Source organism: Alicycliphilus denitrificans K601, from assembly GCF_000204645.1.
Lineage (GTDB): Bacteria > Pseudomonadota > Gammaproteobacteria > Burkholderiales > Burkholderiaceae_C > Alicycliphilus > Alicycliphilus denitrificans.
Map to the genome: position 1 here is coordinate 64519 of NC_015423.1, position 10970 is coordinate 75488.

Here is a 10970-nt window from a genome sequence, read left to right on the forward strand (position 1 = left end):
TCATGGCCAGCAGCTTTACCCGTGATGAGCTTTTCGATCTGGAATATGCAGTGAAAAACCTCATCGACGACAAAAAAGACTACTGCCCGAACGAAGAAGGCACCGCCGAGGCGGTGGCCCGCTTGGAAGACCTCCAAGCCAAGATTCAAGGGATGTTGCGCGAATCCGCGCCGCAGACCTGAACAACCGACAGGCCCGGCGAGCAGGCCGGGCTTATCGGCCCTTTGATCCCTAGACCATCATCAACTCACTGGAGAAATGACCATGCAACTCGCAAGCCGCTTCCGCAATGCTTCCGGTATCCGCGCCGACATGCCCCTGTCGGATGACCAAATCCGCGCCGTGGCCCCCTCGATTTTTGCCGAGGCCGCCCACGAAAGCCGCTCCGCGCGTTACACCTATATCCCGACCATTGACGTTCTGAACGGCCTGCGCAAAGAGGGTTTCCAGCCCTTCATGGTTTGCCAGACCCGCGTGCGCAACGAGGAAAAGCGCGAGCACACCAAGCACATGATCCGCCTGCGCCACGCCGACCAGATCGCCGGCCGCGAGGCGAATGAAATCATCCTGCTGAACAGCCACGACGGCACCAGCAGCTACCAGATGCTGGCCGGCATGTTCCGCTTTGTGTGCTCTAACGGCATGGTATGCGGCGAGACAACCAGCGACATCCGCGTGCGCCATAACGGCGACGTGGTGGGCGATGTGATCGAAGGCGCTTTCAAGGTGCTGGACAGCTTCGAGGAAGCCACCGCCCAGCGCGAGGCCATGCAGGTGCTCACGCTCAACCAGGGCGAGCAGGCCGCCTTTGCCCGCGCTGCACTGGCCCTGAAGTACGACGACCAGGACAGCGGGGCTGTGCCCGTGACTGAATCCCAAATCCTGGCCCCGCGCCGCTTCGAGGACCGCCGCGACGACATGTGGACGACCTTCAACCGCGTGCAGGAAAACATGATGAAGGGCGGACTGCGCGGCCGCAACCGCAGCGGCCGCACCACCACGACGCGCCCGGTCAACGGCATCGACCAGAGCGTTAAGCTGAACCGCGCCTTGTGGGTGCTGGCCGAGGAAATGCGCCGCCTGAAGGGCTAACCCGAGCCGCCCGGCCACGCTGGACGCGCGGCCGGGCCTCCCTCCCACCACTACACGAAGGACGACACCATGAGCAGCCACCACGAATGGGCCGAGGAAGTCACCGCCCAGCACGACGCGCAAAAGCCCTATGCACCCGAGAACGGCCAGCCCTTGCGGTTCAAAGCCGGCGATCCAGTGATTTACACGAACCCGGCAGGCATTGAGTTTCCCTTGCGTGTCACCGGCTTCTATCAGCGCCCGGCTTCGCCGTGCGGCCAGTACGCGAACGGCGCGCGCTATCTGCTGGACTGGGATTGCCCGTGGTTCCCGGTTCCCGAATCCCGCTTGCGCCTGGATGAATCCCGCGCCGTGCCCGAGCTGGAGGCCGCCGCCTAAATCGGAGCGCCGGCCGCTGGCCGGCGCTGCACCCGGCTGACGCGCACCAGGGCGAGCAGGCCCGCGCGTCAGCCTCACCCTCGACCATCCAACCCAAGGACATGACCATGAGCAAGACCGCTACCGACACTGCCACCAACGAACTGATCCGCCACGCTATCGCCGCATGGGGCTACTTGGTGCGCTGGGGTTCCCGCCTGACCCTGGCCGAGTTCGCGGCCGCGATCCGCCGCCACTCGTCCCATGCGCGCGCCGAGGCCCTGGCCGCCGCGCTCGAATCGGCCACCGGCTTTGTGGCCCGCGACTGGCGCGGCTTCCGTGCCAACTGGCAATGCTGATGACCACCGCCCGCCTGCGCGGGCGGGCGCTCTTGGGGCTGCGCCCCGCCGCGCGGCATCCTGCTGGGCTTGGCCGGCACGGCTACGCCGTCCCGGTATGGCCCTTTTCCGGGTGCGCGCCGTGGGCGTGAGAGCTGGCCAGGGCTTCGGTTCCCGGAAGCCGAAACGTGGGCTTTGCCCGGCGTGTGCAAAGCACGGTTTGACGCAATGGCGGGCCACGGCTGCGGGGATGCTCCGCTGGTGCCAGTATTGCCAGCACAGCGAAGGGCAGGGCGTCTATGACCTGTTGCACCAGGATTCCCGCCGTCGTTAGGGCGTCTCCCCTGCGGGGCCGGGCTTTCGTGCTGCGCATCGAGCCGCCTGCGGCGTCTCGCCCCTTCGGGCGTCAATCCCTGACGCCTCCGCGCCTTACCGGCGCTGCGCGCTCCGCTTGCCCGGCCTGAAGGCCGCATCGAGGAACTTTCGCGCGCGAAAGTTCGGGCTGTGGATCTGATCCGTGGTGTGCCGGCGCTGGTGCGCTGAATCCGCTACGCGCGGGGCCGCACCCCACCACTACCTCGCGCCTTTATTCGTCGTCATGGTGCCCTCCGGCCGGGCTTCTCCGGTCAAGGGCCGGGCTGCGCCCTGAAATCCTCACCCGTTCGGTGCTCGCCCTTCGGGCTGCGCTCCGCGTGCGGCCTCCGGTTTCTCCCTTGACCGCGCCCGTCCTGCGTGCTCCTGGACGCCGAGGCGACGAGGTAGATGGTGGGATGCAAAAGCCGGCCCCGCGCTCCGCTGGCCATGTGGGTGATCGACGGGGAGCAGGGGAGCTTGTGCCCCTGCGGGGCAAGAGCAACTGCAACACCTTGGGGGCCTGTTCCGGCCCCCAAACCCCGCCCCGAGGCTCCAAGGTAGCTTGCCTGAACCCCGAAGAAACACAAGCCCGGAACCCGCGAAAAATCAGGCTTTTTTCTCTCACAAACTATTGACGGTCAATAGTTTGACGGGTAGAATGTAGGCATTGCTTCAGTGATGAGGCGATGCCCCGGCAGGGGTGACGGTGAGCAGACCAGACCCCAGCCGCTTAGACCATCTTCAACCCTTCCGCATAAGGAAAACGACCATGCAAACGCTGACCGCCACCTATTCCCCCGAAGACAACAAGCTGCGCCTTTATCCGTCCTCACGACTGGACAGCGCGACTTATGAGCGCGTGAAGGCGGCCGGCTTCAAGTGGGCACCCCGTCAAGAGCTTTTCGTGGCCCCCATGTGGACGCCGGCCCGCGAAGACCTCCTGATGGAGCTGTGCGGCGAGATTGGCGACGAGGACACGGGCCTAGTTGAGCGCGCCGAGGAGCGCGCCGACCGCTTCGAGGACTACAGCGACAAGCGCGCCCATGACGCCAGCGCAGCGCGCAACGCCGTGCAGGCCATCGGGCAGCGGTTCGAGTTCGGGCAACCCATCCTTGTGGGCCATCACAGCGAACGCAAGGCCCGCAAGGACGCCGAGCGCATGGAAAACGGGATGCGCCGTGCCGTGCAGATGTGGGAAACCTCCGAATACTGGAAGCAGCGCGCAGCCGGTGCCCTGCGTCATGCGAAATACAAGGAGCTGCCCGCCGTCCGTCATCGCCGCATCAAGGGGCTGGAGGCCGACAAGCGCAAGCAGGAGCGCAGCAAGCAAGAGGCCGAAATGTGGCTGAAGCTGTGGCTTGAATGCGAGGCCGAGCGAGACGCCGAGCTGCAAAAGGCCGTGGCCCTGCGCATCGCTGGCATGTGCTGGCTGCACTTGCCGCGCAAGGAAGGCGACCGCGAAGACTGGAGCCACACCCCGACCGCTTACGACGCCTTGAACGGCTCGCATCCGAACCTCTACGCGCCGCGCACCCTGGCCGAAGTGATCGAGGCCGCCAAGAAGACCTACCCGGCCACGGTTGCCCACTGTGACCGCTGGATTGCCCACTATGAAAACCGGATTGCCTACGAGCGCGCCATGCTGGACGAGCAAGGCGGCCTGAAGGCCGAGGGCTTCGACATCCAGCCGGGCGGCCGCGTCCTGGTTGATGGTGAATGGCTGGTGGTGATGCGCGTCAACAAGAAGGGCGGCCAGATCAACAGCGTGACCACGAACGCCCGTTATGTGCGCGTGCGCGGCATTGAGGAAATCAAGGACTACCGCGCGCCGACCGAGGAAGACGCCGCCAAGGTCAAGAAGGCCGCCAAGCTGCCGCCGCTGGTGAATTTCCCCGGTGAAGGCTTCATCGAAATGACCGCCGAGGAATATAAGCGCAAGCCCGCCGACTACAAGGGCACCCGCACCGCGCAAGCCACGGCCGAGCATGGCGCGTACCGCTACCGCACCGCCTTTTTGGCCAATAGCGGCTATCGGATCGTGCAGGTTTACATCACCGACGCCAAGCGCGTGGACAAGCCCGCGCCCGAGGCCGCCGAGCCGGTGAAATTCGAGCGCGAACCCGTGGCCCCGGCCCCGGTGACGGCCGAGCAGGCCCCGGCCAGCACCGAGAGCGCCGACAACCGCGCCGCGATGGCCGAGGACTTCCAAGCCATGCGCGACCAGCTCAAGGCTGGCGTGCAGGTTGTGAGCGTCCCGCAACTTTTCCCGACCCCGGCCGATCTGGCCGCGCGCATGGTTGAGCTGGCCGACATCGAACCGGGAATGCGCGTGCTGGAGCCGAGCGCCGGCACCGGCCGGATTCTGGAGCAGTTGCCCGAGGGCTGCGAAGTGGTGGCCGTGGAGATTAACGCGGCCTTGGGCGGCCGCCTCGATGCAGACCGCCGCGCCGTGGTGATCGGTGACTTCCTGCAATGCACGCCCGAAACCCTGTGGGGATCGTTCGACCGCATTCTGATGAATCCACCCTTTGCCAACGCCGACGACATCAAGCACATCCGCCACGCGCTGCGCTTCCTGAAGCCGGGCGGCAAGCTGGTAGCGATCTGCGCCAACGGCCCCCGCCAGAATGACCAGCTCCGCCCGCTGGTGGAGCAGCACGGCGGCGAATGGGAGAGCCTGCCCCCCGATACCTTCGCGGAATCCGGCACCGCCGTAAATACCGCCCTTTTCACCCTGACCGCCTAACCCACCAACGCACGCGCCCCGGCTTCGCCGGGGCCTCTCAAGGAGTACGAGCCATGCAACCGAAATTCATGCCTTGGGTTGACCTGCTGCCGGAAGTGGGCGACCCGATCCGCAACGAGCGCAACAAGCTGGCCGCCAAGCTGGCCAGCGCCGAGGAACTGGAAAAACAAGCGGCCGCGCTGCGCGCGGGAGTCCGTGAGGGCCGCGCCGCCCTGCTGGATCGAATCATGAAGCAATGGACACTGCACGACATCGAGCAGGCCGCGACCGCAGCCGCCGACCGTGGCCAGCCGTTCCCGCCCGGCTTCGTGAAAGACGGCGAGCTGCGCGAGGCGCTGCGCGCCCTCGATGGTGCCCCGTCCCCGCTGGAGGTGCTGCAAGCCTTCCACGCTGGCCGCGTGATCCGGCAGCACAACCTTTTCAGCACCGCGACCGAGGAAGAACAGCGCGCCACGCTGCACCGGGTTTTTGACTGGTGGAATTACGGCGCTGTCCCGCTGCTGACCCGCTTGGAAGGCTAGGGGAGGGCGGCCGATGTCTATACAGGAGCAGGCCGCCGCACTGGTGGCCGCCGTCGATCCGGCCGCTGTCGCGGCCCTGATCGCGGAATTCCCCGAGGCCGAGAAGGTGGGCATCCGCGCCAACTGGCAAAGCCTCGATCCCCATCTAGGGCACCGCGTCCCGAAGGCCACGGCCGACCGGGCCGAGTACCTGGCCCGGAAAATCGAGCAGTACGAGGCCGAGCTACAGCGCGACATCGCCACATATACGCGCTACCGCGAGCAGGGCCTAGCGGCCCTGTCCGCTTACGACGTGTGCATTTCCAGCGGTAACAACCCGCTGGGCGCGCTGCGCACGGCGCTGCGCCTGAAGGACGCCCACATTTCCTATGACCTGTCCATTCTGGTCAAGCTGACGCTTGAGCTGGAGGACGTGAAAACCGAGCTGGCCGAGGCGGAACCCCCGCAACTGGCCCTTTTTTGAAACGCGCGGCCGCCCGGTGGCGGCCGCAACTGGAGCACCTACTATGCCCCGCGCCCATGTCCCGACCATTGACGAAGTTTTAGCCGATCCCGCCGCCTCCCACTGGATGAAAAACGCGCTGCGCTCCGCGCTGACCCGTGACCCGGTGGACGTGGCCAACGATGCCGCCTTCCTGTGCGCCCTGCTGGACAAGCGAGCCGATGCTGCTATGGAGGCGGGCAGGGCGGCCGTAGCCGCGACCGCTCCCCAGGTGGAGCGGTAGGCCGGCGACAAGCCCGGCTGCGCCGGGCTGGAAGGGCAGGGCTTTGCCCTGCTGGCTGGGCCGGCAAGCCTGCGCGCTGCGCGCACCGTCCTGCCGGCGTCCTTCCTTGTGTCGCTGCTGCTGGCTGGGTGGATCTTCTCCTTCCCCGTGTTCCTCTCTCTCCCTGGCTTCCTCTAACCCCTGAAAACCTGCCGGGCGAATCGCCCCGCGTTGCGGGCCGACCGGGCTGCTCCAGGTTCGCGCATTCGCGCTCATCCCCGCGTTGCGGGGACTGCTGCGCAGCCTTGCACATCCCTTTCGCTTGCGCCCTCCGGGCGCTGGCCTGTCGGCCTGAAGTGAGCTTTCGCGCGCGAAAGCTAGACAACTGCACAAAGGCGTCCGTGGTGTGCAGAGGGTGGGGGTTGCCTGTCACTTCCAAGGGTATCAGTTCGTTCTCGCCGTCAAGGGCTGCGCGCCCTGGCGGGCGCTTGCGGCCGCTGGCCGTTTCACCCTTGACCGCTGCGCTGCGAACCGATCCAGAGGAAGTAGGCAATCCCGCCCACTTCCTGGAGTCCATGACATGACTGCTTCGCACATCGACCTTTTCACCATTGACGACAACGGCCAGTTTCAACTGGCCAGCGCCGGCCAAGTCATCGAGGCCGCCTTGGCCATCCTTGACGAAAAGGTGATGCGCAACGGCCTGATTTCCGCGCCGGCTGACGCCAGCGCCTTCTTCTCGCTGCGCCTTGGGAGCTTGGAGCATGAAGTGTTCGCGGCCATCTTCCTGGACGCACAGAACCGCGTCATCGAGTACATCGAGCTGTTCCGGGGCACGCTGACGCAGACCAGCGTGTACCCGCGCGAGGTGGTGAAGACCTCGCTGCGCCTGAACGCCGCCGCCGTCATCTTCGCGCACAACCACCCCTCCGGGGTGCCCGAGCCGTCACGCGCCGATGAGAACCTGACCAAAGTGCTGAAGGATGCGCTCGCCCTGGTGGACGTGCGCGTGCTGGATCACGTCGTCGTCGCCGGCGGGGCGTCCGTGTCCTTCGCTCAACGCGGCCTGCTGTAGCCGCTGCCAGCCGGGTGAAAAACCCGGCAAACGCCCCTCCGGGGCGTTTTGCCCGGTAGTTTTAACGACCGTTTTTCCTGCCGGAAAAAGCGGCATTAAAACGTACCTTTTAATTACCGTCGAATCCGGTAAAATTCGCCCTTTCTGGACAAATAACTACCGTGAGGCCCTTATGAGCGAGCATCGCCCGATCTACGGCGCGAATACAGCCGTTTTGAGCGACTTTCCCGAGCCGGTGAGGGCAACCCTTCACCTGATCGAAAAAAACCCGTCTAACGAGGCCGCGCTGATCCTGCTCCAGTGCGCCGCTTCAGCCGCGCACCCGGACTACCTTTTCAGTCTGGCCATGCTCAGTGCTCTCCCCATCGAGTACAAGGAGGCCGCACTGGAGCTGATCGAGCACAGCCTGACCATCGGTTTCACCGTGGACGAGCAAAGCGCATTGCTGCGCTTTGTGGAGCCATTGATGGCCACCGCGCTGCGCGCTCCGCGCGCCCGCTGACGCGCTGCCCCATCATGGCGCTCGACATCTTCGCGCTGCTGACTTCGGACGGCGACCACGCCCAAGCCGACCACATGTTCACCGGCAAAGCCGGCGACATGGTGGCCGTGGCCGACGTGCTCGATGCCGTGCATTGCGCGAATCGCCGGCTGCGCGCCGTGCCGGCGCTGGCCAGTCGATTCCGCAATGGCGCTACCTATCCCATTCCCTGCGTGCGACTGACCAAAGCCGAGTGCCGCGTCCTGGTGGACGCGATCACCGACTTTGGCCAATCCATGCCCAAGACCACCAAAGCCCGCAAACTCGCTGACCTGCTGGCCAGCTCCGTTTGCGTCTACTGATCGGAGCCCTTCATGGATGACAAAACCGCCGACCGAGTGATGTCCGCATCCCTCGACTATTTCAGCCGCAACACCTTCTTTGCGCTCCTGGTGCTTGTCGCCGGCTGGGGCCTTGGCTGGCTGCTAGGCTTCGCTCTCGCTCGCAGCATCCAGTCCAAGACCGGCGCGGCATTCTGCCGCCGCCTGTGCCCGATTGTGGGCGTCCTGGCCGCTTTCCCTCTCGCGTACAAACTCATGTTCTCCGCGTGAATCGGCCGTGCCTCGTTACTTCGCTTACTTGCGAGTCTCCCGCGACTCGCAAGACGTGGCGAACCAGCGGCTTGGCCTGCTGGATTTCGCCAACTCGCGCGGCTACGCCCCGCTCGTTGTCGTTGAAGAAACGGCAAGTCGCTCTGTTCCCTGGCGGGAACGCGCGCTGGGCTCGCTCCTAACGGAGCAGGCCCAGCGTGGTGACTTGCTTTTAACTTCCGAATTCACCCGCTTGGGCGGGTCGCCCGGACAAGTCTTTTCGATTCTGGAGACTGCCGCCGAGCGCGGCGTCACCATCATCATCACGAAGAACGGCACCGTCATGGACGGTAGCCTGAATGCTCAAATTCAGGCCGCCGCTTTCGCTATGGCCTCCATGATCGAGGTGGAATTCACCCGTGCGCGCACCCGTGAAGGCTTGCAGCGTGCTCGCCTTGAGGGCCGCATCGGCGGCCGGCGCAAAGGCAGCACCGGCCGCCTCAAGCTCGACCCTCAACGCGATAAAGTAGGGGAGCTGCACGCCCTCGGTTTGACGACGCCGAAGCTCGCCAAATACTTTGGCGTTACCGAGAAAACCATGCGCAAGTTCCTTGCGCGGCACTTTCCCAAAAAAGCGCCGGATTGACACGGCTGGCCCTTCGGCCCAACCGTGCCAATCCGGTTTTCCCGCTCCGCTTCCTTGCCGGTCTTTCGTTCCAGCTTCGCCTGAACTCAGGCCGGCAACCTCTCCGCTTGCACTGGCTCGATGGTGGCCAGCCTTCGGCCGACCACCATCCTTGCCGTATGCCTTTCTCGCGGCTTTTGATCTGGATCGCCGCGAAAGACGCAGGCCACGCAATGCGCGGCCTGGCTCGCAGTTGGTGATCGCCTATTCGCTATCGCTTCTAGGCTTTCCACTTCTCGCCCCGTAGGCTGCTACCGTTGCCATTCTGCTTCGTGTCGCCGGGCCGTCGCGGTTCCCGCTGCCGCCATTCGGCGGCCGTCCCGGCCCGTCCGCTCCGCTGCCGGTTTTGTACAACTTTCGCACGCGAAAGTCGGGGAGGCGCAATACGGCTTCCCTTGCTTCGCAGCGGTTCGCCTTGCGCCTTCTCCCGCTTTCCGTCCTGCTGTTTCGTTCCGCGCTTGTGCCGCGTCACGCAGGGCCGGAAAGTGCGAAAGGCGAGGGCGACTTCCTTCGTCCGTCGCCTTCGCCTTTCCTTGTCACGCAACCGCGCCCGTTCCGTGGCGTGTGTCGGTTGCCTTGAATTCTGAATGGCAGCACTACAGCGTGCCCCATTCCCTTTCGTGATCGTCAGTTGAAATGCGCTCCAGGATGCCGGCGCATCCTTCCGCGTTGTTGGCGTAGAACCCCACGTCGATGCCGTAGGGGTTCGTGAGCCAAATTTCCGCACCGTCCGCGTTAATCGCCCAGCCGTCAATTTCCGCGCGTCCGTGGGTCTTCAGGTGCTGGTATAGCTCCTGGCTCCCGATGCTTTGCTCCATCGTCTTCACCGTCCGTTGTTGGGCGAATCGTCCCGCTTTGCGGGCCGACCGGGCTGCTCCAGGTTCGCGCATTCGCGCTCATCCCCGCGTTGCGGGGACTGCTGCGCAGCCTTGCACATCCCTTTCGCTTGCGCCCTCCGGGCGCTAGACCGTGCCACTATCAACCGCCGCGTTTCCCACAAGCTCCACAGGCCCTCGCGCTGATCCGCTTTCCCACAAGAGGTTTCTTGTGGAAAAGCGGGCGCGACCGTTGCCTCTTGCGATATTGAGGTATCGCGGGCAACGGCTACGGGGCCTGTGGATTTGTGGAAAACGCTCGTCCGCTGCTTGCAGCCTTCTGCCCCTAGGTGAGTCAAAAACCAACCCCACCCGTTTCGTCTCCCCGTGAGGGGAGCCGACCAAAGGCGCGCCTCTGGACTCCGGGCCGTCTCTCCTGCAACCGCCGCGTTTCCCACAAGCCCCACAGGCCCTCGCGCTTTTCCGGTTTTCCACAAGAAGTCTCTTGTGGAAAACCGGGCGCGACCCTCTCCCTTTGGGATATTTGGGTATCCCCGGTCGAGGGCACCGGGGCCTGTGGATTTGTGGAAAACGCTCACTGGCTGGCCTCGGCCGTCGCTGCTACTTCAGGCGCAGTCTGAACAGGCTTCACCGGCTCTGCCGGTTTCGCTGCATCGACTACCAGAAGGGCCTTGATCTTTGGCATCGCTTCGCGCCAAAGATCAGATGGAACCGCATCAAGCCGTTCCGTCTTGATGAGTTCCATCACTGCCTTCTGGTTGCGCTCGCGTTCCTTGCGCTGCTGCTCTCGCTGTCGTTCCTCCAGCTTCCGCAGCTTCTCGCGTTGTGCTGCGATTTCTTCATCCAGCGTCTTGGCCTTGCGGCCTGACTTCGGATTCGTCGTTTCACTACTCATGGCTCTTACCTCGCGTTGTGGGTTCTAGTGGAAAACCTGCCTGATCTGGCGGGACGTGCTGCGTCCCTGATCGGCTGCATTTTACCAAATGCGCGGTTTTCTTCCACTAGGGCCTGGGGGAGAGAACGGCACCGTTCTTCCAGCTCGCAGGGCAAGCCCCGCGCCCCGGAAGAACGGTCACACACCACGCAACATGGTTGCCGGTGCTAAAAGCCGCGCTGTGGCGCGCCTTTTAGCGTGGCGACACCGAAAAGACAACGCGGCGACACCGAAAATGCTATAATGGCCTAAACCCT

The 10970-nt window shown here is 64.6% G+C and carries 15 protein-coding genes; 13 read left to right on the forward strand and 2 right to left on the reverse strand.

Annotated features, from left to right (window positions below):
* Positions 1-2 precede the first annotated feature (2 nt).
* From ALIDE2_RS23915 to ALIDE2_RS23980, 13 genes are all read left to right on the forward strand, one after another.
* Positions 3-182: a hypothetical protein gene (locus tag ALIDE2_RS23915; protein WP_009242152.1), complete on the forward strand. Its 180-nt coding sequence runs from the start codon at positions 3-5 to the stop codon at positions 180-182.
* Positions 183-264: 82 nt separating this feature from the next.
* On the forward strand, positions 265-1092 hold the full coding sequence (locus tag ALIDE2_RS23920; protein ID WP_013723334.1) for a DUF932 domain-containing protein: 828 nt from the start codon (positions 265-267) through the stop codon (positions 1090-1092).
* A gap of 69 nt (positions 1093-1161) precedes the next feature.
* Positions 1162-1470 (forward strand): hypothetical protein, encoded by a 309-nt coding sequence (locus tag ALIDE2_RS23925; protein ID WP_009242150.1) that lies wholly within the window; start codon positions 1162-1164, stop codon positions 1468-1470.
* Positions 1471-1577: 107 nt separating this feature from the next.
* A complete protein-coding gene (locus ALIDE2_RS23930; RefSeq protein ID WP_009242149.1) occupies positions 1578-1808 on the forward strand; it encodes a hypothetical protein in 231 nt (76 codons plus the stop codon).
* Positions 1809-2847: 1039 nt separating this feature from the next.
* Positions 2848-4887: a DUF3560 domain-containing protein gene (locus tag ALIDE2_RS23935; protein ID WP_013723335.1), complete on the forward strand. Its 2040-nt coding sequence runs from the start codon at positions 2848-2850 to the stop codon at positions 4885-4887.
* A 53-nt stretch (positions 4888-4940) separates the two neighbouring features.
* Positions 4941-5408 (forward strand): stable inheritance protein KleA, encoded by a 468-nt coding sequence (gene kleA / locus ALIDE2_RS23945; RefSeq protein ID WP_009242059.1) that lies wholly within the window; start codon positions 4941-4943, stop codon positions 5406-5408.
* A gap of 13 nt (positions 5409-5421) precedes the next feature.
* Entirely contained in the window at positions 5422-5871 is a 450-nt protein-coding gene (locus ALIDE2_RS23950) for a hypothetical protein (protein ID WP_013723336.1), read from the forward strand.
* Positions 5872-5977: 106 nt separating this feature from the next.
* A complete protein-coding gene (locus ALIDE2_RS23955; protein WP_238530182.1) occupies positions 5978-6133 on the forward strand; it encodes a hypothetical protein in 156 nt (51 codons plus the stop codon).
* Positions 6134-6692: 559 nt separating this feature from the next.
* Complete coding sequence (gene radC / locus ALIDE2_RS23960; RefSeq protein WP_013723338.1) at positions 6693-7187, forward strand: RadC family protein; 495 nt, start codon at positions 6693-6695, stop codon at positions 7185-7187.
* A gap of 172 nt (positions 7188-7359) precedes the next feature.
* Positions 7360-7689 carry a hypothetical protein gene (locus tag ALIDE2_RS23965; RefSeq protein WP_013723339.1) on the forward strand — a complete coding sequence of 110 codons (330 nt, stop codon included), beginning with the start codon at positions 7360-7362 and terminating at the stop codon, positions 7687-7689.
* Positions 7690-7703: 14 nt separating this feature from the next.
* Positions 7704-8030 carry a ParB N-terminal domain-containing protein gene (locus ALIDE2_RS23970; protein WP_013723340.1) on the forward strand — a complete coding sequence of 109 codons (327 nt, stop codon included), beginning with the start codon at positions 7704-7706 and terminating at the stop codon, positions 8028-8030.
* Between the two features lie 12 nt (positions 8031-8042).
* Positions 8043-8279: a hypothetical protein gene (locus ALIDE2_RS23975; protein ID WP_009242065.1), complete on the forward strand. Its 237-nt coding sequence runs from the start codon at positions 8043-8045 to the stop codon at positions 8277-8279.
* 7 nt (positions 8280-8286) lie between these two features.
* On the forward strand, positions 8287-8904 hold the full coding sequence (locus ALIDE2_RS23980) for a recombinase family protein (protein ID WP_009242066.1): 618 nt from the start codon (positions 8287-8289) through the stop codon (positions 8902-8904).
* Positions 8905-9539: 635 nt separating this feature from the next.
* On the opposite strand, the gene ALIDE2_RS23985 is transcribed toward ALIDE2_RS23980, so the two are convergent.
* Both ALIDE2_RS23985 and ALIDE2_RS24815 read right to left on the reverse strand, forming a co-directional pair.
* A complete protein-coding gene (locus ALIDE2_RS23985) occupies positions 9540-9761 on the reverse strand; it encodes a hypothetical protein (protein WP_009242067.1) in 222 nt (73 codons plus the stop codon).
* Positions 9762-10353: 592 nt separating this feature from the next.
* Positions 10354-10674 (reverse strand): hypothetical protein, encoded by a 321-nt coding sequence (locus ALIDE2_RS24815; protein ID WP_013723342.1) that lies wholly within the window; start codon positions 10672-10674, stop codon positions 10354-10356.
* Positions 10675-10970 lie beyond the last annotated feature (296 nt).

Excerpts from the sequence above, each read along its gene's own strand:
- ALIDE2_RS23915 (WP_009242152.1), top strand. The coding sequence starts at position 3 with ATGGCCAGCAGCTTTACCCGTGATGAGCTTTTCGATCTGGAATATGCA.
- ALIDE2_RS23920 (WP_013723334.1), top strand. The coding sequence starts at position 265 with ATGCAACTCGCAAGCCGCTTCCGCAATGCTTCCGGTATCCGCGCCGAC.
- ALIDE2_RS23925 (WP_009242150.1), top strand. The coding sequence starts at position 1,162 with ATGAGCAGCCACCACGAATGGGCCGAGGAAGTCACCGCCCAGCACGAC.
- ALIDE2_RS23930 (WP_009242149.1), top strand. The coding sequence starts at position 1,578 with ATGAGCAAGACCGCTACCGACACTGCCACCAACGAACTGATCCGCCAC.
- kleA (WP_009242059.1), top strand. The coding sequence starts at position 4,941 with ATGCAACCGAAATTCATGCCTTGGGTTGACCTGCTGCCGGAAGTGGGC.
- ALIDE2_RS23950 (WP_013723336.1), top strand. The coding sequence starts at position 5,422 with ATGTCTATACAGGAGCAGGCCGCCGCACTGGTGGCCGCCGTCGATCCG.
- ALIDE2_RS23955 (WP_238530182.1), top strand. The coding sequence starts at position 5,978 with ATGAAAAACGCGCTGCGCTCCGCGCTGACCCGTGACCCGGTGGACGTG.
- radC (WP_013723338.1), top strand. The coding sequence starts at position 6,693 with ATGACTGCTTCGCACATCGACCTTTTCACCATTGACGACAACGGCCAG.
- ALIDE2_RS23965 (WP_013723339.1), top strand. The coding sequence starts at position 7,360 with ATGAGCGAGCATCGCCCGATCTACGGCGCGAATACAGCCGTTTTGAGC.
- ALIDE2_RS23970 (WP_013723340.1), top strand. The coding sequence starts at position 7,704 with ATGGCGCTCGACATCTTCGCGCTGCTGACTTCGGACGGCGACCACGCC.
- ALIDE2_RS23975 (WP_009242065.1), top strand. The coding sequence starts at position 8,043 with ATGGATGACAAAACCGCCGACCGAGTGATGTCCGCATCCCTCGACTAT.
- ALIDE2_RS23985 (WP_009242067.1), bottom strand. The coding sequence starts at position 9,761 with ATGGAGCAAAGCATCGGGAGCCAGGAGCTATACCAGCACCTGAAGACC.
- ALIDE2_RS24815 (WP_013723342.1), bottom strand. The coding sequence starts at position 10,674 with ATGAGTAGTGAAACGACGAATCCGAAGTCAGGCCGCAAGGCCAAGACG.